Below are 24,398 nucleotides of genomic sequence, written 5' to 3'. Positions count from 1 at the left end.
GCTTTTATGTCAAAAGAGATTTTAGCTAAAGTGGCTGGCATATATGATGATGGATATTGCACAACAGTATCTTTTGCAAACGATCCAGATAACCCCACGGATTATCTGATTTTGCAAGCCACAAATTATCCATCCAAGCAAGATATTGATCTTGGTCAAGATGGAATTCATATGCAAATAAACGATCAACAGAATGGAGGATACAATTGCATTAATTCAATTATCATTGCAGATAAATTAATATATATAAATCTATTTTCTGATGTTTCAGAAAAACAAAAAATAGAGCAAGAGATTGTCATTAAGCTATTAACACCAGAAGAAGATATAAAAACTATCAAAGCTGGGTTAGAGGCAATGATAAGAAGGCTTAAGGCTATCTCATAGGGCGGAATAAGATACTCTCATATTCCACCCCATAGCCCCACGGAAAAGGCCGCCAACGCGGCCTTTTCCTTTTCCCACTCCACCACCTCCGCAATCGCGGCGGGCCGGGAACCCAAAACACCGCCACCGACCTCCCCGGCCTGGACGATCAGAACCAATTGATCTGCAACGTTCCGGTCAGGACGGTGGACAACCCGCTGGCGGTCGAGGTGATCGTCAAGAACGTCACCCCGGAATATTGCCCGCTATTGGCGGGCCAGAGGCCGCTGGGCGCGGACGCGGTGGGGTCGTCGAAGGCGAAGGGCGGCGGGAAGCTCCACAGGAACTCCAGCGTCCCGCCGGCGGGATCGTAGGAACCGGTGGCGTCGATGCCGACCACCGCCGAGGCCGCGGATATGGACACGTTGACCACCCAGCCCCCCTCCCCATCCGGGAAGGCGTTCGACCACGAGTCGGGGCTGAAATAATCGGCGAACTGGAACACCGGGACCGGCGCCCCTTCGCCGCCGCCGCCGCCGTGCGGCGCGCTCCCGGTGATGACGCGATGTCCCATCATGGCAAGACGGCCTCCGCCTTGATCGTGCCCCGGACCGAGGTCACGCCCGCATCGGGCGTGGCCGGGGCGGATATCCAAACCTCGTCGCCCGGCTGGCCGTCCACGTCGCCGTCCAGGAGAAGCGTGGCCGTGCCGCCGGGGTGCAGGGTGGCCGTGCCCGCGACCAGCACCTCCCCGTCGCGGAGGTGCTGGACGGCCAGCGCGTAATCCCCCGCCGCCCCGTCCACCCGGAATATCGACCCGTCCAGGTCGAAGGGCAGCCATACGGGCCGGACCAGGAGGATGGCGGCGAGCCGCGCCCCGGCCCCCGGCGACCCCTCGAAGCAAAACGGCAGGTCGTAGCCCGCCAGCGCCAAGGCCTGGGCGGCGGTGGCGAAGTCGTCGGCGGCGTGGGTGGCGGCGCTGCCCAGGCCGGACACATCGGATGCGCTGATTGGTCCCACCGAAGGCGTGCCGGATGCGAACTTGAGGAATCCAGTCGAGGCGGTGAACCCGGCGATGGCGGATAGGATCGTGCTTGCCGCCTGGAACACCCCGGTACAGGCCGCGACGGCCCGCGCCGCCGTGAAATAGAGGTGGGCCGAACCCTCGGGAAGCTGGTCCGTGTTCGCCGCCCCGGTGCCGTCCGCGCTGGTCAACACCCACGCATCGTCGCTCACGTCCCACGAATAGATATGCGGTGCCCCGCCGGTCCCGCTGTCCACCTGGGCGTAGTCGCCCGCCGCGCCCGTGGGGTGGGCCGTTTGCAGGGCGGACGGCGTGGAATAGAGCCCCTTGAAACGGTCGTTATAGGCCGAGGCGTCCAGCTTCAGCCCCAGCGCCGTTTTGACGGCCTTCTGGCTCGGAACCCGGCTATCCGAGTTCGCGGCCATGGTCGAATCGGTGTCCAGCGCTGCCGAGGGGATGAAGTCGCCACCCCCCCCGCCGCCGGGGCCAGCCTCCCACGAGGTCAGATCGCTGGCGAGGCGATAATAGGCCTGGTCCGCCTCGTGCCAGATCAACATACCGGCGCTACGGCGCGGGGCCGGAATCGCATCCCGCGCCGCGTCGTCCGCCACCGCCCGGTAGCCCCCCTGGCCGTAAATATCGACATGGCTGGGGAAGATATCCGCCGTATCGCCCGGCACGATGGGCGCGGCGACGTGGGTGCCTTGGATAGCGCTCATTGGACCACCACCTGCTGGCCGCCGGATTGGAGGAACTGGCTGCGGTACACGTCGAAGTTGGCGGTGTAGCCGCTGGGGTTGGTATAGCCCACCGTGGTCTTGACCCAGGCGGTGTTGAGCAGGCCGTTGACCAGGAAGGTCGGCGTGCCGAAGCTCGACGGCCAGGCGAAATAGACGTACTGGCCGGACGGCGAGAAACTCCGGCTCTGTGTCCGCCCCGCCGCGAATTCGGCCCCGGCCAGGGCGTCGATCAAGGCCGCGTCCGGCACCGCCTGGGCCGACACGCCCCAGCGCCGCCGGTGGCGGAACAGCACCGGGGTCGCGACGCTGGCGGTATGGGTGCCGTCGTCCACGGCCAGGGTGAACGTGGTGTCCGCCGTGAGGTGCAGCCCGGACAGGGCCAGCGTCCGCAGGGCCGGGTCGATGGCACCGGGGCCGGGCGCGGCGATGGATTGGCCGATCACGGTTTTGTTGACGGTCCAGTCCAGCGTGACGGCGGCGACCGTCGAGCCGATCTCGACCGTGCCGACGCTGTTCGTGATGGATGCCTGGGGGGCCACATACAGCAGGGTGTCCAGCGCCTGCTGGACGTTGGCGATCCCAGGGTGCCCGTCATTGGCGTAGGCCACACGGTCGGCGGCGATTGTGACCGGCCTGAAAATGCTGTCGATGAGATCGGCAAAATCTTGTCCCGATGGGATATCCCCATCCTGGAACCTGGATTTCAAGTAATCCGCGGTTTGTACCGTCATGGCGGGTTAGCCTCGAATTCAAGCGGGAGGGTAGGCGGCGAAGCGGAAGGTGAAATAGGAATACCTGTCGGCATGGCTCGATAAACCAATCGGTGCGCTATCGCCATAGATATTGGCTTTTATGCTTACCTTATCCCCGGCGAGCAATGACAAATCCGATACGATGGGGGTCGATATATTGGCATTCGAGCCGGGCACTTCCGACCCACGCTCAACGGTGACGCCATTCACATAGACCTCTAGCCAGCAGGGCACGCCACTGGCCGGGTTTTGCCAAATGACGTTCGCCGATATGGCGTAAACCCCATCGACCGGCGCGACGAACGCTTTGTCCGCGCCCGACCAATAGCGTGCGCCATATTGGGTGTTCCCGAATGTCACGAGCAACGGGACGCCATTCGACACATTTTGAATATCGGTATCCAGCTTTCCGACTTTCCCCGCTATCGCGAACCCGCCGGAATCCTTCAGGCCGCTGATATAGGGCGCGTCGGGATGCCTGGAAATATCCCCGGCGGCGATGGCCGTCTGGCCGTAGACCAGGGTGACGACCCACAGCGGCACGTTCCCGGCGTCCGGGGCCGGCGTCGCCTGGGAACCCGCCGTCGCGGCGGTGCCGGCCTTCAAACTCACCACGCACACGCCTTGCCGGGCGGTGGCGCTGGCATTGCCCGAGTTGTTCGGGCCGGACCAGGGCGAGCTTGGATCGGCGGCATTGTAGTAGGGCAGCACGACCGCGTTGGTGTCGGCGTCCACATACCGCGCCTGCACCAGATAATTCCGGGCCTGCCCCGAAGAGCCGGGGGCGCTGAACGCGGTCAAGGTGGTATCGCCCATCGCCAGCCCTTGCTTGACGATCTGGTTCGTGGTGTCCGCCGCGAGCCGCCCCATGTCGGTGTCGTCCACATTGCCCAGGGCATAGATTTCGCCCTGGCCGACCAGGACCGACAGGCCGGGGGTCGGGGTGGGCGTGCAATCCAGGCCATGGACCCAGGTGCCCGGACCCAGCACGGCCTCGGCCAGCTTGCCCAGGCCGATCATGGCGTTCCGCTGGGCTTTCAGAAAATCGGTATCGAGGGGGATCGCCCCGTAATGCGCGAACTGCCTATCCATCTAGGTCTCCACATGCACAAGGGAACCGTCGCCCCACGCCCAGGCCAGGCCATGGCCGCAGGGGCCGGAAAATAGGAAATCGTCGCCGGGCGGGCCTGGGCCGGTCGCGGACCAGCCGGGCATCGCGGCGAAGGCCGAAAAATCATGGGATGGCGGCGCGGGCGTCACGACATCGACCGCGTGCCGCATCCATACCAGGGTGCCGAACGCCTTGTTGCGCTGCACCGCCGCGCCCAGCGCCTCGGGTGACAGGTAGCCGGGCATCTCCTCAAGGGCGGCATAGGCCAGCGCCCCAGCGCCCCAACCGCCGTGATACCCGGCCCACCCGCTCACACCGGGAATGCCCCGCAGGTCCGGTAGCGTGTAGTCGATGAACGCCCGATAGGGCAGGCCCAGATCGCCCCACGCCCCGGCCACGCCGTAACCCATCGCCACGCCGTAGCCGCCGGTATCGCCGGTATTCCACGGCTCGAATATCCGGGGTTCCGCGCCGGTCAGTTCCCGCACCACGCGGGCGATGGCGGCGCGGGTCACGCGCTCGGGGAACATCGCCGCCTTGATCCGGGCGCGGAAGGTGTCGTCCGCTTCGGCCCGGCGGCGCGGCAGGGTGCCCCCGAAGAAATCGATGCTGGCGAGGTCGAGGAAGAAATCGCTGGCGGTGCCCAGCCGGGTTTGGGCGCGGGCGTAGGCGATGAGGCTGTGGGCGAAGGACAATCCCCCGGCGATGCCGGCCAGCACGCCCGCGAGGATCGGCGTGCCGGCGTTCCCGAACCAGGGCGGCAGGACCGCCTGTAGACGCTGTAGGAGGTCCGCCTTGTCGCCGGTCGCCATGTCAGCCCACCACCACCGTGCCGGCCCGGATCACCTGCCTGTCGCTCGCCTCCAAATCCCGCATCTGGCCGTTCACCAGGATCGTGCGGACGTTGGTTACGCCGCCCGGCGCGGCGTCGTAGGCGATCTGCACGAGCTTCGTCCAGCGCAATTCTTGCCCGAGATCCAGCCCGCCCAGATAGGCCAGCACCGCATCCCGCACGGCGACTTGCACTTCGCCGGGGTCGAAGCCCGCGGCGATTTCCAGCATGAGCGACACGTCGGCGCCCAGCACCTCCGGCGGAAACACGGCGTATTGGATCGACAGGGCGCGGACGCCCTCCATCGCGGCCCGCACCGCCGCCAGCAACTCGTCGGAGGGATCGCCGGTCCCGTCGTCCACCACGGCGTAGAGGTGGCCGGGCCGGGGCGAGCCGTCGAGGTTCTGGTTTTCCACCAGTTTCCACTTCAACCCGCTTTGAACCTGCCCGATGGCGTAGTCCAGCGCGGTTCCGGTGGCCTTGGACAGCGAGTTGAACCACAGCACGAAGCGGGCGCGGAACGCCCCGTCGCCCTCGATGTCCGCGCCGCCCGTGAACGGGGCCGCGTTGGTCGCGGTGTCGATGTAGGGGATGCCCTGGCCGACGATGACGGACACCTGTCCCGCCGCCGCGTTGCCCGCCGCCCCGGCGGCCAGGGCTTGCACGGGCACGGCCACGCCCGAAGCGTCCGCGTCCACCACATAGGCGCTGTCGGCGGGGGACCATGCCGGATGGGCGGTATCGGCGACGACGGCGTAGGTTTGCGAGCCATCGGCGGTTTGCACCAGGGCGGCGGGGTAAATCACGGCCCGCCGCCCCGTGGTGAAGCGGGCGAAGGTCACGGACCCCGTGGCATGGGTGGCGGGGATTTTCTCGAACCCGAAGTCCGCCGCCCAGGATTCGGCGTCGGTGCCGGTCGAGGTGGCGAACCGGGTCAGGGCCAGGACTTGCAGGACGAGTCCCTGTAGCCACAGGACCACCAGGGAAGCGGCCTCGCCCACGGCCCGCAGGATGGAGCCGACCGCGAAATCGATCAACGCCGCCGTCCGCCCCTGGACGTTGACGGCGAACTCGGAAACCAGGGTATCGAATGCCTTGGTGTTCAGGGCCATGGGTTCACCGGTCCACGTCGAAGGCGAGCACCACCGGCACCCGTTCCGGGGCGTCCAGATAGCGGATGGCGACGGCGATGCCGTCCGCGACCGGCTGGATCGCGACCTGGGGCGCGGGGTCTTGGGCCACGGCCGCCTCAAGCTCCATCTGTTCCAGGATCAGGGCGCGGATTGCCGGGATATCCGGCACCGCGCCCACATACCGGGGCAGGCCCGCCCCATAGTCCGGGTGGGCGATATAGGTGCCGGGCACGGTCATGAGCCGCCGCACGATGCGCTGCCGCCCCCGGTCCACGCCGGTCACGGGTTGCAGGTCGCCCGTGACGGACGCGCCGATGTCCTGGCCGAACCAATGGTCGATGTCCGCGGTCATTGGGGCACCCCCGTGTCGCCGCCGCCGGTTTGCACGCCGCCATGGGTGTGGTCATGCAAACTGATGCCGTCCGCCACCACGTCCACGCTGGCGGTGATCGTGCCGGTGTGCCGCCAGTCGCCTTCGCTCTCGATGGTCCCGCCCTTGATCTTCACGGTCGTCCCGACGATCTCCACCGCGCCGCCGGCCAGCAACCGCAGCCGCGCCCCGCCCTTCGCCACCAGCCAGATTTCCCCGGACGGGCAGCCGGTGGGCGTACCGTCGATGTCCGGGGTGGGCCGGTCGGTGTCCGAATAGATGCGGCCCGCCGCGTAGGGCTGTTCCGGGTCGTCCTCCAGGAACCCCACCTCCACCTGGTCGCCCAGCGAAGGCCCGGCCAGGAGGCCCCAGCCGTTGCCGATGGCCGGGGAGGCCAGGGGCATCCAGCCGGTTTCGGTGGCCGGGTCCTCGGGGTCCAACAGCACGCGCACCGCGTAGGCGTCCGGGTCGTAGGCCGACACCACCCCGAAGCGGGGCGCGGGCTTCCCGCCGCCCACCAGCGCCGCCTGGGTCCGCATGGCGTTCAGGAGGTCACGCATCGGCGGCGTCCTTGGCCTGCCGGGCCATAGTCGCCAGCACGCCGATCGACGCGGCCAGCCCCATCCCCGCCTGTTCCCGCGCTTCCGGCACCAGGGCCAGCACGATCAGCGAAGCCAGCCCGATGACTCCGGTCCAAACGATGATGTGGGTGTTTTGGTCGAGACGCTTCATACCAATACCTCGGAATTCGGATCGTGGTTCTTCGCGGACACCTCCATCGAATACCCGCCATCGTCCGGGGCCAACCGGCGCGTGATGCGGTCCGGGTAATAGAGGGTGTCGAACCGGGTCCCGGTGCCGCGCACCTCGATCAAGGTGCGGATGTTCAGCGCGTGGGTACCGGGCGCGGAAAACGCCAGCTTCAACTCGTGGGCGCTGATTTGCCGTAGTAGCTCCTGTGCCCGCTGTAGCGCCTGTTCCTGGGTCAGGCCCGGTATCGAATAGCTGTAGACCTGGGCATCGCCTTCCGGCTGGGCCGCATCGGAAAGCGCCGTAGTCTTGGTTTTGGTAGCCTTGGCGGTCACGTTGATGGCCGTTTTCTTCTTGGCGTTCCACGACCGCACCTTGACGGCCACATCCCGCGCAACGGTTAAGCTCTTGGAAAAATGCAGCTTCTCGACATTGCCGACGGGATAGGCCCGCACATCGGAGGGCCGGACCCATTCGATCAGGAAGTTCGAGGCCCCCGCCTCCGGCTTGTCCTCGAAATGCAATGCCTTCCCCTGGACAGACACGACCTTCCCGGTCTTTTCGGCCAGATAGGTCAGCAAATCCCATTCGGACCGGGCGTGGGTCAGGGTCACGTGGTCGATCTCGTAATAGGCCCCGGCCTTCCCGGCGGTGGCCGTCACCACGGGCGTCAAGCCGTTCTTCCCGGCGATGATGCGGACGATCTCCGACGCGGGCAGGTTCTGCCATTTCCCGGTGGTCTTGGTGTCGATGAGCTTGCCGGTCAGGTCGCGCCCGGAAAGCTCGACGACGCCCTCCGCCGGGTCGTAATCCAGGTCGTCCACCCGCCCGTAGAAGATGGACGTGGCCGGTTCCAGGATGTCGGCGTTCGCGGCGGCCCCGTCGAACACCACCACCAGGAGTTCCACCAGGATTTCGGCCTGGTCGATGAACCAAGCGGCGGGCTTGCCGTCCGGCGCGTCGATGGCGAACGACAGGGAGAACGTGTCGGCCTCGTAGAACGAATTGGCCTCGGTCTCGAATTCGATCCAGCCGTGGACGATCTCGCCGTTCAGCTTGACGATGCCACGGGGGATCGGGGTCGAGGCCTGGCCGTTGTTCATTTCGCCAACACCCCGCCGGTCGCGCCCGGATTCTTGGGGATGACCAGCGTCTTGATGCCCTCGATCTTCGGATCGGTCATCCCGTTCGCTTTGGCGAGGGCGGACCAATCCGCCGCGCTGCCGGTCTCCTTCGCCGCCACCTGATAGAGGTTCCCGCCCGCCACGGTCACGGTCTTGCCCGCCGTCGCCGCGCTCCGGACATTGGTGGACATGCGGCCCATGACGCTCTGTAACTGGTACAACTGGGGCAGGTGGGTGTATTTGGTCACGCCACCGACCAAGCCGCCCACCTTCTGCGCTATCGGGTTGGTGGGCAGGATGCCCCCGAGCGTGGTCACATTGATGACGGTGTTGGTGGTGGTGGTGATGAGGTCTTGGACCCGGTTCACCACGGCCCCGATGGGCTGCATCACGCTGTTGATGGTGTCCTGCGCGGCGTTGGCGAAATCGGACACCTTCCGTACCGCGCCGTCCAGGGCGTCCAGGGCGTCGGTCAGGATGCCGTCGTCCACCCGCTTCCCCAGCGCCTTGGCCTCGGCCACGTCCTTGCCCACGGCGTCCTGGGTGGTCTCCTGCGGCGGCACCTTCGCGCCGGTCACGTTCAGCAGCGAAATCTCGTAATCGATCAGGGCGACGGTATGGATGGTCCGGCGCAGCTCCTCGATGACCACCGGGGCGCGGAGGCCGTGGAAGGTCAAGGTGTATCGCTTGCCGCTCTTCCGCATGGCGTCCAGCGCCGCCATCCGGTTCCAGGCGTCCGGGCCGGTCAGGGTGCCGGACCATTCGATGTTGGCGTAGCTCTGGCCCATGGCGTTCACCACGCGGTTGCCGCCGATCAGTGGGTGGACGGCCAGTATCTGCGTCCCGCCCGTGTGGATCGCGTCGGGCACCTCGAAGCGCTGGAACTCGAAGTCCCCCAGCCTGACCTTGGGGTTCCGGGTTTCGGCGCTCATCGGCCCACGTTCCCGGCCACGGGTTGCAGGTTGCGCCGGCCATCGGGGCGGGAGGCGGCGGATTGCGGCTTGGCGGCTTCCTTGCCCAGGTGCGGCGCGATGACCTTGCCGACCTTGCGGCCATCGAGATACACGTCGCCGGGCGGGTTGGCGGTGCCGCCCTTGGGGGGTGGCGTGGTGTTCAGTCGGCGCCGTTCCTCGTGTTCTTGCCGGGAAATCGCGCCGGTCACTTCCGGGGACCCGCCGAATTTGTCCATCCAATAATCGGTGGCCTTGTTGATCTTGCCTTGCAGCCAAGGCGAGTTGTCCGTGATGGACTTGCCCGCGACAAACCCCACCCCCAAGGTCGCCGCCATGGCCGGAAGCCTGCCGATCCAGGCCGCCACCGCGCCCAAGCCCGCCGCCGCCGCCGGGGCCGTGGTCGCCATGGCCGCGAGGTCCGGGGCCAGCCCGACGAACCCCGCCGCCGCCTTGGTCAACTTCCAAGCCCCGCCGATCATGGCCGCGCCGAACAGCACGCCCAGGGCTTCCGTCATCACTTTGGTGGCGGTTTGGTGGCTATCCAAGAATTTCGTCCCGGTATTCAACGCCCCGGACACGCCTTCCACCGCCTTCTGGTAATCCCCGAGCGCCGGGATGCCCGCCGCCAGGGTGAAATCCTTCCAGCTCCGGGAGAGGTCCACATCCGAGCCGTAGGCCGCGTCCCTGGCGGTGCGGACGGTATCCCGCGCCCCCATGGCCCGTTTGGTCACGTCGTAATCGCGCAATACCTGCAAAAGCTGGGTGGTCATGATGCCGGCCTGCCCGGAACCGGTCCGGTTCGACAGCATGTCGTTGATGGTTTCGAGGATTTTTTCCTCGGACGCGATGCCCTTCTTCGCCAGCAAGGGCAACACGATGGACTTGTAGAACTCCACCGGGTCGCGCTGCAAAACCTGGGAATATTCCGGCTTGAGCTTGAAGGTGGTGGTGGTCGATTTCTTCCCGCCCACGGTGCCGGACTTCACTTCGTCGGCGCTGCCCAGGCCCAAGGATTCCAGCAAGGCCATGGTCTTTTTGGGGGTCCGGCCCGCCACGAGGTTCTGGTACATGCTCATGAGCGACGTGCCCGCCCGCGCCCCGCCCTGTTCGGCGATGAGCGAGGCCATCTTGAGCAGGCCCTCATCGCTCAGCCCCCGGAACGCGGTGCCGCCCATCTGCGAGAAATTGGCGAGGTCGGAGAATTGCAGGAAACCGCCCGAACCCGTGACCATCTTCTGCGCGAGGTCCAGGTTGCGCAGGAAGGATTCCCGGTCGGCGTTGCCGCCGCGCCGGTCGATGAAGCGCATGAGCGCCAGCGTGGCCTTGTCGTCGATCTTGCCGATCTTGCCGCCGAACAGCAGGGAGTTCGCCGCGTTGAGTTCGGCGATCTTCGGGGATAGCGCCTTGGCCAGGTCGAAGTCGTTGAACAGGCCGATGGATTCCCGCAGGGACGACATGAGTTCCGCCTTGGATGTGCCCCAGGGCCGGGCATTCCGGGCGAACTCGTCGGCCCGCCGGTTGGTGGCCTCCCCCAGGCCCAGGGTGCGGAATTTGGCGAGTTCGAGGTTGTATTCCTTCGCGGCGTCCAGGGCCGCGTCCAGGGCGCCCATACCCGCCGCGCCACCGCCCATCAGCACCAGGCCGCCCATCATGTCCTGGTGGGCGTTGCGGCCATGGCCGAAGAACGGCCCACGGGGCGGCTGGGGCGGCATTCCGGGCGGGACGCCGCCGCCCGGCTCCCGGAACCCGGTATCGAACGGTTCGCTCCTATCCCACCGATCCCACGGATTGCCACCGCGCCCATTCCCTGGAATCCAGTCGGGAGCGCCCAGCCGGGGGGGCATTCCGCCAGGAGGGAAACCACGGCCCCCGCCGGCCGCGCCCCCGGCCATCATGCCGACGGGCCAGCTTGGCATGGCGGGCGGGGGTTGTTGCGGCGGGCGTGCGAAGGGAACCACCGGTCCACCGCCCTGATAGAGGGTGGGCGCATAGAACGGTTCCTCCATGGCGGGCATGGGCGCGCCCCCTCCCGAGCGCCCACGCCGACCACCGCCCCCCACGGACGCGGCCCCCTCCCCGAAGTTCAAGCCGCCGAAGCCGTAGTCGCCGGGTTTGAACTTGAGGCGGGAAATCCCCGTGAGGTTGGCGAGCAGGCGGGCCGACCGTGTTTCGGCGGTGGACAGGTGCCGGGAAATCATCTGCACGGCCCCGGCGGTGCGATGGAGCGGATCGGTCAGCTTGGCGATCATGTCCATGTTCTTCTGGACGGCCTTGACCTTCTTGTCCAGCTTGTCGAATTCAGCCGCCATCCTCTGCAAGGTGGGCAGGGTTTCGTCTTTGAGGATAAGGCTCGATTGGATTCGATAGGCTTCGAACATTGGAGTTGTACCGACGCAGTATTGATGAACCCCCGCCGCAAGGACGCGGCCCTTGCCCCGCCCGCCCACAGGGCATACCCTCTACCAATATTTCCCGGAACCCCACCCATGGCGACCATCACCTTCGACACCCACAAATTCATCCAGACCTTGCAAGAGGCGGGCTTCGATCCGAAGCAGGCCGAGGCCGTGTCCAAGGCGTTCAGGGAGGCCACCGGGGAAGGCGAGTTCGCCACCAAGCGGGACGTGGAGTTGGTCCGGCAGGATGTCCGCGAACTCGAACTCAGGCTGGATGCCCGGTTCGAGAAGATGGACGGCAAGCTCACGCTCGTTCAATGGATGCTGGCCCTCGTCGTGGCGGCGGAGGTCGTGCCGCTGCTGGCGAACCTGTTCCGTTGAGCGCAGCCGCAAGGACGCGGCATCCTTCCATCACTGGCCGCCCCCGACCTTCCAGCCGAACGCGCCCGCGAACCACGCCAGCGCCGTGCCCAACACCGCCGTGACCGCCCAGCCGATGGCCGTGCGCCGGATATCCCGCCACGCTTCCGCCCGCTCCTTTTCGGCCTCGATCTTGGCCTGGATCCAGGCATGGTGGTCGGAATGGGTTTCCTGGTCGATCCGCGCCCGCTGGTCCAAGACCTCGCCCACCGCCTCGCGCACCAGGGTCTGCAAATACGCTTCGTTCATGCCAGCCTCGCTATTTTCCCGTCAGCGCCGCCACCAGCGCCTTCCCGGCCATGTCGTGGATATGGTGTTCCATCTCGAACGCCGCCGCGCCCAGGAACGAGCGGGCCGGTATCCTGTGCGTGCCCCGCTCCTGCCAAACCGCGATGGGGCTATCGGACCCCACCGCCGCCGCCCCGTTGCCGAAGATGGCCCGGTTGATCGAGTTCCGCAGTTCCCCGGTGCGCAGCAGGGGGTTGTCCGGCGGGGCGTAGCCCAGTTCGACCTTGCCGGGATAGTGGACGCCCCAGGGCGAATCCCAGCCTTCCAGGGTGGTTTCCGCCAGGGGTGCCCAGGCCGCGAACGGCCCCGCCGCCGGTTGGTATTCGCCGATCTTGCCCTTGGCGGTCTCCAGGATGAGCATGGAGCCGGTGTCCAGCACCTTGCGCCGCGCCGCCGCGATGGCCTGGGGCCGGGCGCGGAGGAAGGCGGCGAAACCGGCGGGGGCGAAGGTCCGGGTCACTTCGGTTTCTCGTAGCGGTGGGTGTTCCAGTTGTATCTCAGGCCGGTTTCGAGTTCGGAGAGGAGGATGGCCAGCCCGGCCCGCACATCCTCGCGGCGGAGGAAGGCAGCGACCTGGGCGGGGTCGTCATCCCCGAACGCGCAATCCCACGGCACGCCGTTCCTCATGAGCCAGGCGGCTTCCCGGAGTCCAGCATCGCCCGCCACTTTTTTATGGCGGCGGTGAGCGCCTCCTCCTGGGATTGGCCCCAGGCCTCCTGCGCGGCCCGGTCGATGGCCCCGCAGCCCTCGTCCCCCAGCACGTCGGCCAGGGCTTCCATGTCGATGAGGGTATGGCAGGGTTCCACCGGCTTGCCGTCGATGGCCGTCAGGAACAGGGCGAACTGGAACATCTGCACGCACATCGGATTCACCGACGCCTGCGCCCCCAGCGCCTCGAAGAATTTGAAGCTACGGACCCGGCCCGGCTTGCGGAGGGTAAGCCTGCGGCCCAGCGCGTCGGTGACGGTGGTTTCGCCGGATTCCGGCTTGATGGCGATTTTCGGTTCGGACATGGTTCAACCCGTGGCCAGGAGGCCGAAGAAGAATTGCAGGGTCTGCTCCACCGTGGCGTCCCCGCCCGCCGGGGATTGCGACAGCTTTTCCAGCGCCCCCAGCGTGTAGCTCTTGGTGGCGACGGACCCGTTCGGGTTGCGGATGCGCATGGTCGCGGTCCAATCCGCCTGGGCCACGCCCGCGAAATAATCGGCCTCGACCCGGCTCCACATCCGCTCGGCGGCGGGGCCGGAACGGTCGAATTTGAACGTGACCCGGTGCCCCTTGTGCGTGACCAGCGTCCGGGGGGCGCCGTCCACATAGCTCTTGGGGGTGGAATCGGCCAGCGGCTCCTCGGTGTATTCCACGGTCAGGCCGGGCGACGGACTGAACGTGCCATAGGTCGATTGGAGGGCCAAGGAGAAATCGCGGCCCGTGGTGCGTTGCATCGCGGTCATGGGGTGGCCTCCTTATGCCGCCGGGTTCAGGACGACGGTGGAACCGCCTTCCAGGTTGACGATGAAGTACCGGACGATGCCCAGGTACACGACCTTGAGGTTCACGGCCTGATAGCCCAGGCCGGCCCGGCTGGTGTCCACCGCGATGCTGTACGCCTTGTCGCGCTTGCCGGGGTTGTCGATGTCGCCGATCATGCCCAGGTCCACCAAGCCGCCCAGGAAGAAGTCGAAGGCGTCGTCCACCTCTTGCACCTCCCGCGGCGTCTGCACCCGGCCCACGAAGCGCCCGCCGAAGTTCTCGAAGCTGTGGGCCAGGAAATGGGTCAGGGCGGTGTAGGCGTCGGAGCGTTGCGCCGTGTTCACGTCGCAGTTGACCCCGAGCCGCGAGCCGTAGGCGTCGCCCGCCGGGATGGGGTTGGTGACGACATCGATCCCGGCCTCCACCAGGTCGGAGAGTTCCGCGCCCGAATAGACGCGGTTCGCCGCCGTGCTTTCGGTGCCGACCACGCCGTTCAATGGTTTGTTGAGGATCGATTGCTCGGGGCCGAGCGCCGCCCGCAGCCCGGCGGCATAGGTGGCCGGGGAAACCAAGCGCCGGACCCCGTTGGCGGTGTCGTTGAAATAGCACCAGTCGCCGTGCCAGACGTGCAGCCCGTAATCGACGACCCCCGCGCCGCCCTTGCCGGCGACGGCCCCGGCCACGTCCGCATACATCCCCGCCGGCAGCGCCGCGAAGGCGTAGGAGCCGGTTTCCAGGGCGAAGGCCAGTTGTTCGGACCACGTGGCGGGGTCGTCGCAATCCACCAGGGCGAAGGTCAGCGCCCCGGCCCCGCGCAACCCGTACATGCCGGTGCGGTTGGAACCGTCCACGCCGACCAGGCGCGAAGTGGCCACATCCGCCCAGTTTTGCGTGGTCACATCGCCCAGCGTGGCCGCCACGCTGGGCGAGCCGCCGGACAGGGAGGCGGTCACGGTGTTTGGATAGTTCTTGCCCCCCGCCGTGATGGCGATGGACCCCACGCCCCAGGATATCGAGAACATCGCCCCCGAACCATCGCCGGACGTCGACGCCTGGGTGGCGGGGGAACCGGGCGGGAATGCCGGATAATCGCCCGCCGTGGTGATCGCGGCGGTCAGGACGCCCAGGGCCACGGACAGCGCCGCGCCGGATAGTCCGGCCCCGGTCACGTGTTCGCTGTCGATATTGGCGGGGTTGGCGGTGTAATCGCCCGCCGTGGTGATCGATACGATGTCGGTGATCGCGCCGTCGGAAACCGTCACGCTCGCCTGGAACCGGGTACCGGTGCCCGTGGTGCCGGTGACGGTCTGCGTGCCATCGGTGCCGCCCGTGCCGCCGTCCACGATGGCCGCGGAAACCACCTTGGTGTGGGTCACGGCCAGGACCGCCGCCACGGATGACGCGCCCCCCTGTCGCAGCGTGATGGTGTCGCCGGGCGCGTAGCCATGCCCCGCCGATACCACCGACGAAACCGCCACCGCCTTCATGTGGACGGCCGCCACCAGGCCCGAGCCGCTACCGGCGTTTGATAGGGCGACGGTCGGGAACCCCGTATAGTGGCTCCCCGCGTCGGCGACCTCCACGGCGGTGATCATGCCATCCGCCAGACCATCGGTGCCGCCGGCCAGGGCGTAGGCGGTCAAAACGGGATCGGCGGTGCCCGCGCCCGCCGCCGCCGTCAGCCATTCGGACGGCCCACGGATGCCGCTTTGGCCCTGGTTGATGGCCTGGGCCATCGCCACCCATAGCGCGTTGCCGCTCCCCTCGATGTTGTCGAACACCTCGGGGGTATAGCCGGCGCGGTTGACCGTCACCCGCGTGGTGCCCGGCTTGCGCCCGGCGGCATGGGCGACGGTGATCCGGTTGCCCTCGGTACCGCTGTATTTGGCCGTGTAGGCGATGCAATCGGTCTGCACGGCCACGGCGGCCTGGGTATCGCCGCCATCGGTGACGCGCACCAGTTTGAAGTTGTTCACGCCCTGCAAGGCGGCGATCTTCACCGCCGTGGCGAGGTCGTGTTTCCGATTGACGATGGGGCCGACGAGCCGGTCGGCGCTACCGCTTCCGGCGGAAATCGGCGCGCCGACCGGCCCCCAGGAGGCCACGCCGACCAAGCCCAGGACGTTGGTCGAGACGCCCGTGATCCGGTCCGGCGGCGCGATGATGTTGACGAACACGTCCGGGACATTCAGGCCCGCCGCGTTGAAGTGGTTGTCTTGGACAAGGGGCATATCGAACCTCTACACGTCGATCCTGATGGAAAAATCCGCGTCCGCCCCGATGTTTGGCGGCGCTTTGGAGCCGATGCCCACGCTGGCGATCTCGTGGGCGAAGTCGGCGCGGGTGGTCGAATAGTCCACGGTGAACATCAAATCCTCCCGGTAGAGGCGGCGGAGTTGCTGGCCGTCGTCCAGGTGCCGCCCGGCGAACCGGCACCGCGCCGCCGTTTGGTCGGCCAGGGCCAGGAACGGCGTATCGGCGAAGGCCGCGTCCAGGGCGTCGGCGATCCGGCCGCGCTGCGCCGGGGTCGAGGCCCACACGATGAGCGACACCCTCTCCTCCTGCTGCCGCAGCGCGGTCACGGTGGGCGAGCCGGTGCCGACCCGGTAGGCGTCGTATCCGTGGCCCGGCGGCAAAACCACTTCCCGGCCCACCGCCACGGTGCCCGGTATACCGGGACCGCCCGGAACGCCCGCAGCGATGGCCTGGGCCAATCCTTCGGCGACCGATTCCAGGCTGTCTTCGGCCCGGACGGCGTAGGCATAGGCCCGCTTTTCGACAATCGCGGTCACGGTCTGCGGCACGGTCACGGTGCCCCCGACCCGGAGCTTGTTGGGCGCGGTACCGGCCACGATCAAACTGGTGCCGACCACGCCTTGGCCGATGGGTAGCCCACCCATCGCCGCCGGTTGCAAGGTCAGCGTGTGCGGGTTCAACCCGAGTTCGACGGCCTCGGGCCGGTAGCGCGTGGTATTGCGGCTCCCGCCCGGCGGGTAGACCGAAACATGGGCCGCGCCCGCCGCGAGGTCGGCATCGAGCCGGTCCGGCAGCGGCCAGCCGGGGTAGACCGACACCGCTTGCCCCGTCACCGAGGGCTGGCCGGTGCCCGCCGGATAGGTGGCGGCAACCGCCAGGGCGGCCATCGCGTTCAATACGTCAAAGGCCGGCCATACTTCCCCACCTTTTATCCAACAACCTCGGAAGCGCCCTGGATGGCGGCATACGGGTCGAGGTCGAGCGCGGCGCACGCCGCCACGACAAAGGGATCGGTGCTGAGGAACACCGAGGCGGTCGCCCATCCATCCCCCCCGGCGTCAGAATAGTTGTCGCCTCTAATTTTCCGAATGAAAGAGGAAAGAAGAGGACAATTGCCCATGATTACGACGTATTCCGCAGAGTTCAAAGAGCAAGCGCTTCGGAAGGTGTTTGCGCGTGGCCGCCGGTCGATAAAAGAGGTGGCCGAGGAACTGAACATGAACCACTTGACCTTGAAGGGCTGGATGAAAAAGAAATTACCCGAGGCGGTACGCGGCGCGGTGAAGCGGGAGAGGCGTCCCGGGGACTGGCGCCCGGAGGAACGGTTGGCGGCGTTGCAGGAGAGCCATGGCTTGGAAGGGGAAGCCCTGAACGCCTGGTGCCGGGAGCGCGGCCTGTTCGCCCACCAGCTGGACGGTTGGAAGCGGGACTTTTGCCGGGATCCAGGGGGCACGGGAGAGGCATCGACGAACGCCCGGGAACTGCGGGTCCTCAAGGAGCGCAACCAGAGCCTCGAACGGGAATTGGCGCGTAAGGACAAGGCGCTGGCGGAGGCGGCGGCGTTGCTGGTCCTTCAAAAAAAGTACCGGGCGCTCTTGGGGGGAGGGGAAGAATGACCCCGCCGCAAGAGCGCGAAACCGTGACCGCCCTGATCGACGAGGCCACCGCCGCCGGCGCGCGCCTGGAGCGGGCCTGCGGGGTGCTGGGGTTGTCCGCCCGCACCGTCCAGCGCTGGCGATCCGGGGACGGCGTCCAGGCCGACCGGCGGCCCGCGCGGGTGTACGTTCCACCCCACAAGCTGAGCGAGGCCGAGCGGGCCAAGGTGCTGGCGGTGGCCAACTCCCCCGAGTTCGGCCATTTGCCGCCGTGCCAGATCGTGCCCCGGCTGGCGGACCGGGGGGAATACCTGGCCTCGGAATCGACCTTCCACCGCATCCTCAAGGCCGAAAACCAGTTGGCGCACCGCCGGGCCGAACGGCCGGGACAGCCGCGCGGCAAGCCCAGGGCCCTGTGCGCCACGGCTCCCAATCAAGTCTACTGCTGGGACATCACCTATTTGCCCGCCGCGATCCGGGGCCAGTTCTTCTACCTCTATCTGTTCCTCGACCTGTTCAGCCGCAAGGTCGTGGGCTGGCAGGTCTACGGCGAGGAAAGCAGCGCCCTGGCCGGCGAACTCCTGCGCGACGTATGTCGGCGCGAGGGCGTGGCCCCGGGCCAGGTCGTCCTACATTCGGACAACGGCGGGCCCATGAAAGGCTCGACCATGCTCGCGACCTTGCAATCCCTCGGCGTCGCGGCGTCCTTCAGCCGGCCCGCCGTCAGCAACGACAACCCCTATGCCGAGGCGGTGTTCAAGACCCTGAAATACCGGCCCGACCATCCGGTCCGGCCGTTCGACGACCTGGCGGCGGCGCGCCGTTGGGCCGAAGGCCTGGTCCGGTGGTACAACCACGAGCACCGCCACGGCGCGATCCGCTTCGTCACCCCCGCCGAGCGGCATGCCGGCCAGGACGCCGACCTCCTGAAGCGGCGCCGAGCCGTCTATGAGGCCGCCCGCGCACGGCATCCGCAACGATGGACCGGTGGCCTCCGCAATTGGCGGCCGATCCCGGCCGTACACCTGAACCCGGAACGATCAGCCGCGCCAGCCAAGACCCAATCCGAGGTTCACGCCACGCCTCCAAAAGCGGCCTGAACCCACAACGGCGAGGCGACAACTACATTGAAATCTTCCGATCCTGGGTGTCTTGGCCCGCCGCCGCCACATAGGCGTCCACCGCGCTCCTCAAGCCGGTCTGATTGAGGTAACGGCGCAACTGCCAAGGGGAACAGGCCGCGACCGGCGCGGGGGGCGGCATGGATGGCAACCCGTCTCCCGGCAGGTAGCAATCCCATGAACCATCCGCCTCCACCTGGACGGCCAGGACCGGCTTGAGGGCGTCGCGCTCTTGGAGGGTCTTGACGTTCTGCATGGCGGCTAGGGTCCGGGGTGGTGGGTGATCGTCAATTCCTTGATGGTCAGGGTTTCCCCCGCCGACCCGGAATTCTTGTTGAAGGTGATGCTGAGATAGTTGTTGTTCGCGGCGATGTCCGGGATCGTGGTATCGGTCGCGCCCACGGCGGACGTGCCGCCGCTGAACGAGGTCGTCGAGCCGATGGTCGTGACCCGGATAGCCGTGGCCGAAGCGATCTTGAGGCGCGGGTTCTCGGCGGTATGGGTATTGGTGGACCCATACCCCAGCGAGAAGACGCTGCTATCGATGCCTATATCCCCGGTGCCGCCGAACCGGATATTCCGGGCGAACGCATCGGCGGTCCCCGATTTCAACGTGCGGATGACCAGCCCCAGCGCATCGCCCACCCGCAACAGGCCCGCCGGGAACATGGCCTGGGCCACCAGCGTGGCCCCGGCGTAGGCGCCGACGACATCGGTCGTGGTGTTGTAGACCTCAGTGGGGCCGACCAATCGCCAAGCGGAGCCATCGGAGAACCACAGTGAGCCATGGCCCACGCCGTAATCGGTGACGCGGATGAGCCGGCCCGCGTAGGACTGGGCCGATGGCCGGGCGGCCCAGGCGAAGGCCGGTAGCGCCGCCATCCTGGAAGCCCAGCCATTCATGCCAGCACCTCGTAGGCGTCGGTGCCGGACCCGCCGACACGGGTGAAGCGCAGCGCCGCCAGCCGCCCCAGGAAAACATCGGTGGCGATGGCGGAGACGGTGCCGGGGGGCCATGTTTGCCAATTGGCGGTATTGGGGGCGGACGCCGCGTCCGGCGTGGTCGAATATTCCGCCTTGCTGGTGTTGCCCGCGCCGGGAACCACCGTGACGGTGACCGGGCCGGGCGAGCCGGACACATCGACCACGACGGGCGTGGAGGCCACCGTGCCCGCCGTCGCGATGTTGGCGGTGCCGGGACACAACGCCGCGCGGCCCGCGCCGATCAAGCCCTCCGCATCGGAGTCCGACAGCCAAACCGCGTCGCCTTTCCGGTAATCCGATAGCCCATAATGGCTATCTTCGAGGAAGAATACTTGTTTCGCCATATCACGCCTGCAACAAGGAAGCGGTCAGGTTATAGCCCAGGCTATTCCAGTACGGCCCCATCACCTGATACCTCGTCCCGAGTTCGTCCACCACGATATCCCGCGCCTTGATGACGCCCTTCGCCACGGCCCGCTTCGGAATCAGGATTTTGAAATCCGGCACCTTGGCATCGCCCGGCAGCTTCGCCGGGTTTCCACTTCCGGCCCGTATCTGTTGGATACTGGCGGGAACCCCCTCGGCTACCAGGGATTCCCCGTCCGCCGCCTGCCCCCCGTAGGGGGCCAAACCCGCCGGGGCCGGTTGGACCGGGCGCAGGATGGCCAGGGTCCGGGGATAGACGAAGCTCATACCGCCAAAGCCCCCGCGCCGACAATATCCCGCAGGTACAGGTATTGCTGGCCGTATTCGGTGGAGACGTAGGGGCTTTTCTCCACCCTATACAGGATCAGCTTCTCCGAGAACTTCACCTCGGTATCCCCGGCCTTGTAGCCAATCGCATCCGGCGGCGGGTCGGTATCGTTGGTATTCCGCATCGCGTCGTGGCGCTTCTTCCGCATCAGCAGGGTATGGGCCACGAAATTCCCCAGGCCCTGGGTATATAGGTCGCCCCAGCGTTCCACATCGAAATGCGGATCGGCGTCATCAATGGCGGCCTGGATGCCCGGTCCGGCGATGCCGTCCAGGCCGTCGAACTCCGGGAAGCGGGCCAGGAATTCCGCCGGGGTCATGGTCAAGCCGCCTTCTTCGTGGGGGCCGGGCCTTCGGGCTTCACGATCCGCAACAGCCCTTCGTCGAAGAACGCCTTGTTCGCCGGATTGCCCTTCATGGCCTGTTCGAGGAACGAATCGTCCGCCTCGGCCTGTCCCGGCACGCGCCGGGCGGTCTCGGCGGTGCCTTCCATGCGGGAGGCCGGGATGGTGACGGTTGCGACCGCGCCGTTATCCGTCGTCAGGTTCAAATGGATATCGCGTTCGGTGGGGTTTTGCAGGAGTACCTTCGCCATGGTTACAGCCCGTCCATGTAATAGGAGGATTTGATATAGCGGTTTTCCACGCCCGAGTACTTGAACTCGCCCGGCACCTGCACGCTAAGCCCCACGAACTGCGGGGCCAGGAAGCGCAGGGGCAGCGGGACGTGCATCACGAGCCGCAACGGCGACCGGACGTAGGCCATCAAGCGCTTGGTGCCGCCCACCCCGGCGGTGTCCAGGCCATAGGCCGGGGCGATCTTGAGGGGCCTGCCGGTGCGCTGGGTGGTGAGGTTGTTCTCCTGCACGAACCGGAGGAGGGTCATGTCGGAGTTCGTGGCGCGGGGGCGGAGCAACTGGCTGTAGGCCGAGGGCGCGAGGGCCAGGGTGTCGGCATGGTCGTTGTTCGCGCTGTTGTTCCAGACGGCCAGCAGGGCGGTGTTGATGTCCGCCAGGATTTGGTCCGGCGTGGCGGCGGCCCAGTTGCCGGTCGGCGCGGACGCCTGCGGCACGTAGGGGTTGTTGAACAGGCCGGTCAGGTTGCGCTGGGTGTCGCCGAACAGGCCCACGGCGTTCAGCTTGCGGCGGTAGATGTCCATGGCCGCGTCCATCCGGGCCGAACTGATCGGGCGGCGCAGGTAGGCGGTCTGGCGCAGTTCCTCCTGGGTGTAGTCGTAGCCGATGTTGTCGGCCACCACCGGGAAGGTCTTGTCGGCGTAGGCCACATCGACCAGGTTGACCGCGCCCTTGCCGGAACCGGAACGGGTGGCGCCCACGGCGTCCATGATCTCGTAGCGGATTTCCGTCGCGTACTCGCCCGCCTCGTAGCTCAGGGGCAGCAATTCCTCGTACTGCATCGGGGTGTACTGCTTGGCGAAGACCGTGGCCTCGGTGTGGGCCAACTGCGCCACCACGAAGCTGAGGGCTTCCGCGCTATCGCCCACCCGCATCAGGGGGGACGGGGTGTGCTGGCTGAACACCTGGGGCAGGACGCCGGGCGCGGCATCGAGGGCCATCCGGCGCTGTTCGGTGTAGGCGGCGATGGCCGCTTGTCTTTGCTGGGGGGGGGTTGGCATTGCCTGTACCTGCTGCGGTTAGCGGACGACCTTGACGATGCCGAGCGCGCCCTTGGCCGTGGTGGTTTCCCAATAGGCGTTGGGGAACGCGATGCGGTCGCCGCCCACGGCGATGTCGAAGCCATCGCCCACGCTGAAATCGGTGCCGCCATCGGCCAGGGCGAACTTGACCTGGTTGGCGAACGATCCGGCCCCGCCGGACATCGCCACGTCGCCCAACACCGCGCCGTCCGGGTCGAAAACGCGGAAGGTGCCGTTGTTGGCGGCGGCGGCGGTGAAGCGCACGGTGTAGACGCCGGGCCTCGCGCCGGCCAGCAGCGGGGTGGTGCCGTCCAGGGTCAAAGTGCCGGTGCCGGTGTTGCCGCCGGATTTCGCCGCCGAACTGGACGGCATCGCCGCCGGTTCCACCGAACCCAGCAACCCGCCCGCCACCACCACATCGAAGCCGTCGCCCAGGGCGAAGTCGGTCGAGCCGTCCGCCACGACGAACTTGATCTCGTTGTTGAAGGTGGACCCCACGGCCACGGTGCCCTTGGACGCGCCATCCGGGCCGGTCACGGTGAAGGTGCCGCCATTGGTGGCGGTCGCCGTGCAGCGCACGGTGTAGGTGCCGACCTGATAGCCGGACAGTGTGGGCGTGGTGGCGTCGAGGGTGAGCGTGCCGTTGCCCGTGTTGCCGCCGGGCTTCGTGGCGGTGGTGGCCGCGCCATTCAGGAGCGCGGCCACCCGGTCGCCACGGTTCACGGCCTGGGCGGCGATGGCGTGGATCGGGCCTTCCTGCAAGACCGGCACCGCCTTGTATTGGGCATAGCGCACGGTGTTCCCGCCGCCGTAGGTCGCGGGCATAGTGACATGCCGGACAGAAATGCCCAGCAGCCTGTCGGTCAAGGCGGACGGCGCTTTGCAGTTGCCATCGGCGGAACCGAAGGCCACGGCCACGCCGAAATCGACGGGCACGGTGCCGTCGTTGACGAAATCGCGGATGGCGTGGACCTCGCCCGCCACCACCATGCCGGGGTAGCCGATAGCGCGTTGCAAGCCGCCGGGATTATCGAGAGAGGGTCGGGACATTGAGGTCGCTCCTTAATGCTCGATGGCGTAGTCGGCCATCGATTGGTGGAACATCATGCGGGCATCGGCCACGGGCGGGCCGTCGCCGACCTTCACGCCCGCCAAAGCCTGGGTGAACCCGTCGAGGCGGTTGTCATGGGCATGGGCGATGGGCAGCGCCTTGACGGCGTTGAACGCGGCGCGGACGGTATCGGCGTCGGCGACCTCCAAGGCCTTCCCGGCCAGGATGGCGGCGATGACGCCTTGCGCGGTGGCGTTGCGGTCGCCCACGTCCTTGACCACGGCGCGGCGCACGTCCACGCAGGTCTTGCCATCGGTCGCCACCATCGGCGCGAGGCGCTTGGCGTCGGCCAGCATTTCCGCCCAGTCCCGCACCATCGCGTCGCGCTGTGCGGGGGTCAGCACGTCCTTTTCGAGTTCCGCAACTTTGGCCGCGTGGTCCGTCGCTAGTTTGCCCACCGCGTCCTGGTGCGCCTTGGTGGCGTCGGCCAGCGCTTGTTCGGCGTCGGCCTTGCCCTTCAGGGCGGCATCGGCGGCGGTCTTGGCCGCGTCGCGCTCCTTCAGCAGCTTGTCCACCGCGGCGGCGGCGGTGTCGTTGAGTTCGATGGGGATGCCATCGACCACGGTCTTGCGGATCGGGTCCGGCATGGGGTTGTCTCCAGGTTCGGGGGTGGGTGGTAAAGCGTCGGCGATGCGGCAGGCGGACCCGCAGCGGCCCGCGTCCACCAGGGCGACGTGGTTGCCCCGGATGCGGCGTTGGATGCCGTCGTAGGGTTGGCCGGACACCGGGTCGGTGCCGGGCGTCAAATCAAGGGCGAAGGTGTAGCCGCACGAGAGTTCGGTGGTGCCGTCCCGCACCGCCGCCACGGCTTTGGCATCGCGCACCGTGACCGTGCCCACCTGGGTATCGCCCTCGCGGAGGCCGCCCCGGCAATCGCCCACGGCGGTCTTCCGCCAGTTCGCCGCGTCCACCCCGTTCGGCGGGTGGCCCACGGTGACGGGCAGGTTCTTGAAGGTGGCGAGGCTTCCGGGGTCGAACACCTCTTCCGGTGGGCGGTGGAGCCGGACCCGGCGCATGGGGTCCATGCCCCCGCCGTCCAAGCCCAACTCATAGGCGTAGTAGGTTTGGATGCCCGTCCGGGACAGCACGCCGGGGGCCACGAGGTAGCCCTCCGGGGTGGTTTCCCGGCGGGCCAGGGGCAGCCGGTCGAAGGCCAGGACGGTTTCCGGCGCGGGCATGGGCCGGCCCCCGCC

Annotated in this window: 31 protein-coding genes and 2 pseudogenes; 5 read left to right on the top strand and 28 right to left on the bottom strand. The window is 67.2% G+C overall.

Annotated features, from left to right (window positions below; genetic code table 11):
- Window positions 1-6 precede the first annotated feature (6 nt).
- Window positions 7-387: an Imm10 family immunity protein gene (locus tag K5658_RS01635; RefSeq protein ID WP_221065261.1), complete on the top strand. Its 381-nt coding sequence runs from the start codon at window positions 7-9 to the stop codon at window positions 385-387.
- A gap of 148 nt (window positions 388-535) precedes the next feature.
- On the opposite strand, the gene K5658_RS01630 is transcribed toward K5658_RS01635, so the two are convergent.
- From K5658_RS01630 to K5658_RS01575, 12 genes are read right to left on the bottom strand one after another with little or no spacing between them, the layout of a single operon-like run.
- Window positions 536-943, bottom strand: a complete 408-nt coding sequence (locus K5658_RS01630) for a hypothetical protein (protein WP_221065260.1) — start codon at window positions 941-943, stop codon at window positions 536-538.
- Window positions 940-2,109: a hypothetical protein gene (locus K5658_RS01625; protein WP_221065259.1), complete on the bottom strand. Its 1,170-nt coding sequence runs from the start codon at window positions 2,107-2,109 to the stop codon at window positions 940-942. The genes K5658_RS01630 and K5658_RS01625 overlap by 4 nt, the downstream gene beginning before the upstream one ends.
- Window positions 2,106-2,861 carry a hypothetical protein gene (locus K5658_RS01620; protein ID WP_221065258.1) on the bottom strand — a complete coding sequence of 252 codons (756 nt, stop codon included), beginning with the start codon at window positions 2,859-2,861 and terminating at the stop codon, window positions 2,106-2,108. Before K5658_RS01620 ends, K5658_RS01625 begins: the two co-directional genes overlap by 4 nt.
- An 18-nt stretch (window positions 2,862-2,879) precedes the next feature.
- On the bottom strand, window positions 2,880-3,974 hold the full coding sequence (locus tag K5658_RS01615) for a hypothetical protein (protein ID WP_221065257.1): 1,095 nt from the start codon (window positions 3,972-3,974) through the stop codon (window positions 2,880-2,882).
- The gene (locus K5658_RS01610; RefSeq protein WP_221065256.1) at window positions 3,975-4,805 is read right to left on the bottom strand and encodes a hypothetical protein; all 831 of its coding nucleotides are present in this window, start codon (window positions 4,803-4,805) and stop codon (window positions 3,975-3,977) included.
- Between the two features lies 1 nt (window position 4,806).
- The gene (locus tag K5658_RS01605) at window positions 4,807-5,937 is read right to left on the bottom strand and encodes a baseplate J/gp47 family protein (protein ID WP_221065255.1); all 1,131 of its coding nucleotides are present in this window, start codon (window positions 5,935-5,937) and stop codon (window positions 4,807-4,809) included.
- Between the two features lie 4 nt (window positions 5,938-5,941).
- A complete protein-coding gene (locus K5658_RS01600; protein ID WP_221065254.1) occupies window positions 5,942-6,310 on the bottom strand; it encodes a hypothetical protein in 369 nt (122 codons plus the stop codon).
- Window positions 6,307-6,888 carry a phage baseplate assembly protein V gene (locus K5658_RS01595; protein ID WP_221066879.1) on the bottom strand — a complete coding sequence of 194 codons (582 nt, stop codon included), beginning with the start codon at window positions 6,886-6,888 and terminating at the stop codon, window positions 6,307-6,309. The genes K5658_RS01600 and K5658_RS01595 overlap by 4 nt, the downstream gene beginning before the upstream one ends.
- Complete coding sequence (locus K5658_RS01590) at window positions 6,881-7,060, bottom strand: hypothetical protein (protein ID WP_221065253.1); 180 nt, start codon at window positions 7,058-7,060, stop codon at window positions 6,881-6,883. The genes K5658_RS01595 and K5658_RS01590 overlap by 8 nt, the downstream gene beginning before the upstream one ends.
- Complete coding sequence (locus K5658_RS01585) at window positions 7,057-8,181, bottom strand: phage late control D family protein (protein WP_221065252.1); 1,125 nt, start codon at window positions 8,179-8,181, stop codon at window positions 7,057-7,059. Before K5658_RS01585 ends, K5658_RS01590 begins: the two co-directional genes overlap by 4 nt.
- Window positions 8,178-9,134 carry a hypothetical protein gene (locus tag K5658_RS01580; protein ID WP_221065251.1) on the bottom strand — a complete coding sequence of 319 codons (957 nt, stop codon included), beginning with the start codon at window positions 9,132-9,134 and terminating at the stop codon, window positions 8,178-8,180. The genes K5658_RS01585 and K5658_RS01580 overlap by 4 nt, the downstream gene beginning before the upstream one ends.
- A complete protein-coding gene (locus K5658_RS01575) occupies window positions 9,131-11,533 on the bottom strand; it encodes a hypothetical protein (protein WP_221065250.1) in 2,403 nt (800 codons plus the stop codon). The genes K5658_RS01580 and K5658_RS01575 overlap by 4 nt, the downstream gene beginning before the upstream one ends.
- 108 nt (window positions 11,534-11,641) lie before the next feature.
- On the opposite strand from K5658_RS01575, the gene K5658_RS01570 reads away from it, so the two are divergent.
- Window positions 11,642-11,932: a CCDC90 family protein gene (locus K5658_RS01570; protein WP_221065249.1), complete on the top strand. Its 291-nt coding sequence runs from the start codon at window positions 11,642-11,644 to the stop codon at window positions 11,930-11,932.
- 30 nt (window positions 11,933-11,962) lie between these two features.
- Here K5658_RS01570 and K5658_RS01565 read toward each other — a convergent pair whose 3' ends face one another.
- From K5658_RS01565 to K5658_RS01535, 7 genes are read right to left on the bottom strand one after another with little or no spacing between them, the layout of a single operon-like run.
- Entirely contained in the window at window positions 11,963-12,220 is a 258-nt protein-coding gene (locus tag K5658_RS01565) for a hypothetical protein (RefSeq protein ID WP_221065248.1), read from the bottom strand.
- 10 nt (window positions 12,221-12,230) lie between these two features.
- A complete protein-coding gene (locus K5658_RS01560) occupies window positions 12,231-12,719 on the bottom strand; it encodes a phage virion morphogenesis protein (protein ID WP_221065247.1) in 489 nt (162 codons plus the stop codon).
- The gene (locus K5658_RS01555) at window positions 12,716-12,874 is read right to left on the bottom strand and encodes a hypothetical protein (protein WP_221065246.1); all 159 of its coding nucleotides are present in this window, start codon (window positions 12,872-12,874) and stop codon (window positions 12,716-12,718) included. The genes K5658_RS01560 and K5658_RS01555 overlap by 4 nt, the downstream gene beginning before the upstream one ends.
- Window positions 12,875-12,882: 8 nt before the next feature.
- Complete coding sequence (locus K5658_RS01550) at window positions 12,883-13,272, bottom strand: hypothetical protein (protein ID WP_221065245.1); 390 nt, start codon at window positions 13,270-13,272, stop codon at window positions 12,883-12,885.
- Window positions 13,273-13,275: 3 nt separating this feature from the next.
- Window positions 13,276-13,710, bottom strand: coding sequence for a hypothetical protein (locus K5658_RS01545; protein ID WP_221065244.1), 435 nt, complete (start codon window positions 13,708-13,710; stop codon window positions 13,276-13,278).
- Window positions 13,711-13,722: 12 nt separating this feature from the next.
- Window positions 13,723-15,960 (bottom strand): hypothetical protein, encoded by a 2,238-nt coding sequence (locus tag K5658_RS01540; protein WP_221065243.1) that lies wholly within the window; start codon window positions 15,958-15,960, stop codon window positions 13,723-13,725.
- 9 nt (window positions 15,961-15,969) lie between these two features.
- The gene (locus K5658_RS01535) at window positions 15,970-16,872 is read right to left on the bottom strand and encodes a hypothetical protein (protein WP_221065242.1); all 903 of its coding nucleotides are present in this window, start codon (window positions 16,870-16,872) and stop codon (window positions 15,970-15,972) included.
- A 201-nt stretch (window positions 16,873-17,073) separates the two neighbouring features.
- Here K5658_RS01535 and K5658_RS24290 point away from each other — a divergent pair.
- The 3 genes and pseudogenes from K5658_RS24290 to K5658_RS01530 all read left to right on the top strand — a co-directional run.
- Window positions 17,074-17,181 (top strand): annotated as a pseudogene (locus tag K5658_RS24290) (hypothetical protein); the annotation flags it as partial.
- A gap of 294 nt (window positions 17,182-17,475) precedes the next feature.
- Window positions 17,476-17,586: pseudogene (locus K5658_RS24125) on the top strand (transposase); the annotation flags it as partial.
- Window positions 17,587-17,597: 11 nt separating this feature from the next.
- Window positions 17,598-18,680 carry an IS3 family transposase gene (locus K5658_RS01530; RefSeq protein ID WP_246628678.1) on the top strand — a complete coding sequence of 361 codons (1,083 nt, stop codon included), beginning with the start codon at window positions 17,598-17,600 and terminating at the stop codon, window positions 18,678-18,680.
- A 22-nt stretch (window positions 18,681-18,702) separates the two neighbouring features.
- Here K5658_RS01530 and K5658_RS01525 read toward each other — a convergent pair whose 3' ends face one another.
- Genes K5658_RS01525 through K5658_RS01485 form a run of 9 tightly spaced genes read right to left on the bottom strand, consistent with a single transcriptional unit; the run spans window position 18,703 to window position 24,383 of the window.
- Window positions 18,703-18,957, bottom strand: a complete 255-nt coding sequence (locus tag K5658_RS01525; RefSeq protein WP_221065241.1) for a hypothetical protein — start codon at window positions 18,955-18,957, stop codon at window positions 18,703-18,705.
- 5 nt (window positions 18,958-18,962) lie between these two features.
- On the bottom strand, window positions 18,963-19,604 hold the full coding sequence (locus tag K5658_RS01520; protein WP_221065240.1) for a hypothetical protein: 642 nt from the start codon (window positions 19,602-19,604) through the stop codon (window positions 18,963-18,965).
- Window positions 19,601-20,029, bottom strand: coding sequence for a hypothetical protein (locus K5658_RS01515; RefSeq protein WP_221065239.1), 429 nt, complete (start codon window positions 20,027-20,029; stop codon window positions 19,601-19,603). The genes K5658_RS01520 and K5658_RS01515 overlap by 4 nt, the downstream gene beginning before the upstream one ends.
- Before the next feature lies 1 nt (window position 20,030).
- On the bottom strand, window positions 20,031-20,378 hold the full coding sequence (locus tag K5658_RS01510) for a hypothetical protein (RefSeq protein WP_221065238.1): 348 nt from the start codon (window positions 20,376-20,378) through the stop codon (window positions 20,031-20,033).
- A complete protein-coding gene (locus tag K5658_RS01505; protein WP_246628673.1) occupies window positions 20,375-20,758 on the bottom strand; it encodes a DUF4054 domain-containing protein in 384 nt (127 codons plus the stop codon). Before K5658_RS01505 ends, K5658_RS01510 begins: the two co-directional genes overlap by 4 nt.
- Before the next feature lie 2 nt (window positions 20,759-20,760).
- Complete coding sequence (locus K5658_RS01500) at window positions 20,761-21,033, bottom strand: hypothetical protein (RefSeq protein WP_221065236.1); 273 nt, start codon at window positions 21,031-21,033, stop codon at window positions 20,761-20,763.
- A 2-nt stretch (window positions 21,034-21,035) separates the two neighbouring features.
- Window positions 21,036-22,073: a DUF2184 domain-containing protein gene (locus K5658_RS01495; protein WP_221065235.1), complete on the bottom strand. Its 1,038-nt coding sequence runs from the start codon at window positions 22,071-22,073 to the stop codon at window positions 21,036-21,038.
- A gap of 18 nt (window positions 22,074-22,091) precedes the next feature.
- Entirely contained in the window at window positions 22,092-23,144 is a 1,053-nt protein-coding gene (locus tag K5658_RS01490; RefSeq protein WP_221065234.1) for a structural cement protein Gp24, read from the bottom strand.
- A gap of 12 nt (window positions 23,145-23,156) precedes the next feature.
- Window positions 23,157-24,383, bottom strand: a complete 1,227-nt coding sequence (locus K5658_RS01485; RefSeq protein WP_221065233.1) for a DUF2213 domain-containing protein — start codon at window positions 24,381-24,383, stop codon at window positions 23,157-23,159.
- Window positions 24,384-24,398 lie beyond the last annotated feature (15 nt).

The organism is Methylomagnum ishizawai (genome assembly GCF_019670005.1).
GTDB classification, from domain to species: domain Bacteria; phylum Pseudomonadota; class Gammaproteobacteria; order Methylococcales; family Methylococcaceae; genus Methylomagnum; species Methylomagnum ishizawai.
The sequence above is the reverse complement of the archived record's forward strand: the minus strand, read 5'-3'. Positions and strand labels throughout refer to the sequence as shown.

Excerpts from the sequence above, each read along its gene's own strand:
- K5658_RS01545 (WP_221065244.1), bottom strand. The coding sequence starts at position 13,710 with ATGACCGCGATGCAACGCACCACGGGCCGCGATTTCTCCTTGGCCCTC.
- K5658_RS01570 (WP_221065249.1), top strand. The coding sequence starts at position 11,642 with ATGGCGACCATCACCTTCGACACCCACAAATTCATCCAGACCTTGCAA.
- K5658_RS01565 (WP_221065248.1), bottom strand. The coding sequence starts at position 12,220 with ATGAACGAAGCGTATTTGCAGACCCTGGTGCGCGAGGCGGTGGGCGAG.
- K5658_RS01520 (WP_221065240.1), bottom strand. The coding sequence starts at position 19,604 with ATGAATGGCTGGGCTTCCAGGATGGCGGCGCTACCGGCCTTCGCCTGG.
- K5658_RS01585 (WP_221065252.1), bottom strand. The coding sequence starts at position 8,181 with ATGAACAACGGCCAGGCCTCGACCCCGATCCCCCGTGGCATCGTCAAG.
- K5658_RS01490 (WP_221065234.1), bottom strand. The coding sequence starts at position 23,144 with ATGTCCCGACCCTCTCTCGATAATCCCGGCGGCTTGCAACGCGCTATC.
- K5658_RS01535 (WP_221065242.1), bottom strand. The coding sequence starts at position 16,872 with ATGGCCGCCCTGGCGGTTGCCGCCACCTATCCGGCGGGCACCGGCCAG.
- K5658_RS01630 (WP_221065260.1), bottom strand. The coding sequence starts at position 943 with ATGATGGGACATCGCGTCATCACCGGGAGCGCGCCGCACGGCGGCGGC.
- K5658_RS01515 (WP_221065239.1), bottom strand. The coding sequence starts at position 20,029 with ATGGCGAAACAAGTATTCTTCCTCGAAGATAGCCATTATGGGCTATCG.
- K5658_RS01595 (WP_221066879.1), bottom strand. The coding sequence starts at position 6,888 with ATGCGTGACCTCCTGAACGCCATGCGGACCCAGGCGGCGCTGGTGGGC.
- K5658_RS01495 (WP_221065235.1), bottom strand. The coding sequence starts at position 22,073 with ATGCCAACCCCCCCCCAGCAAAGACAAGCGGCCATCGCCGCCTACACC.
- K5658_RS01625 (WP_221065259.1), bottom strand. The coding sequence starts at position 2,109 with ATGAGCGCTATCCAAGGCACCCACGTCGCCGCGCCCATCGTGCCGGGC.
- K5658_RS01525 (WP_221065241.1), bottom strand. The coding sequence starts at position 18,957 with ATGCAGAACGTCAAGACCCTCCAAGAGCGCGACGCCCTCAAGCCGGTC.
- K5658_RS01610 (WP_221065256.1), bottom strand. The coding sequence starts at position 4,805 with ATGGCGACCGGCGACAAGGCGGACCTCCTACAGCGTCTACAGGCGGTC.
- K5658_RS01500 (WP_221065236.1), bottom strand. The coding sequence starts at position 21,033 with ATGGCGAAGGTACTCCTGCAAAACCCCACCGAACGCGATATCCATTTG.
- K5658_RS01605 (WP_221065255.1), bottom strand. The coding sequence starts at position 5,937 with ATGGCCCTGAACACCAAGGCATTCGATACCCTGGTTTCCGAGTTCGCC.
- K5658_RS01590 (WP_221065253.1), bottom strand. The coding sequence starts at position 7,060 with ATGAAGCGTCTCGACCAAAACACCCACATCATCGTTTGGACCGGAGTC.
- K5658_RS01575 (WP_221065250.1), bottom strand. The coding sequence starts at position 11,533 with ATGTTCGAAGCCTATCGAATCCAATCGAGCCTTATCCTCAAAGACGAA.
- K5658_RS01510 (WP_221065238.1), bottom strand. The coding sequence starts at position 20,378 with ATGAGCTTCGTCTATCCCCGGACCCTGGCCATCCTGCGCCCGGTCCAA.
- K5658_RS01550 (WP_221065245.1), bottom strand. The coding sequence starts at position 13,272 with ATGTCCGAACCGAAAATCGCCATCAAGCCGGAATCCGGCGAAACCACC.
- K5658_RS01505 (WP_246628673.1), bottom strand. The coding sequence starts at position 20,758 with ATGACCCCGGCGGAATTCCTGGCCCGCTTCCCGGAGTTCGACGGCCTG.
- K5658_RS01540 (WP_221065243.1), bottom strand. The coding sequence starts at position 15,960 with ATGCCCCTTGTCCAAGACAACCACTTCAACGCGGCGGGCCTGAATGTC.
- K5658_RS01530 (WP_246628678.1), top strand. The coding sequence starts at position 17,598 with ATGACCCCGCCGCAAGAGCGCGAAACCGTGACCGCCCTGATCGACGAG.
- K5658_RS01485 (WP_221065233.1), bottom strand. The coding sequence starts at position 24,383 with ATGCCCGCGCCGGAAACCGTCCTGGCCTTCGACCGGCTGCCCCTGGCC.
- K5658_RS01635 (WP_221065261.1), top strand. The coding sequence starts at position 7 with ATGTCAAAAGAGATTTTAGCTAAAGTGGCTGGCATATATGATGATGGA.
- K5658_RS01580 (WP_221065251.1), bottom strand. The coding sequence starts at position 9,134 with ATGAGCGCCGAAACCCGGAACCCCAAGGTCAGGCTGGGGGACTTCGAG.
- K5658_RS01615 (WP_221065257.1), bottom strand. The coding sequence starts at position 3,974 with ATGGATAGGCAGTTCGCGCATTACGGGGCGATCCCCCTCGATACCGAT.
- K5658_RS01620 (WP_221065258.1), bottom strand. The coding sequence starts at position 2,861 with ATGACGGTACAAACCGCGGATTACTTGAAATCCAGGTTCCAGGATGGG.
- K5658_RS01600 (WP_221065254.1), bottom strand. The coding sequence starts at position 6,310 with ATGACCGCGGACATCGACCATTGGTTCGGCCAGGACATCGGCGCGTCC.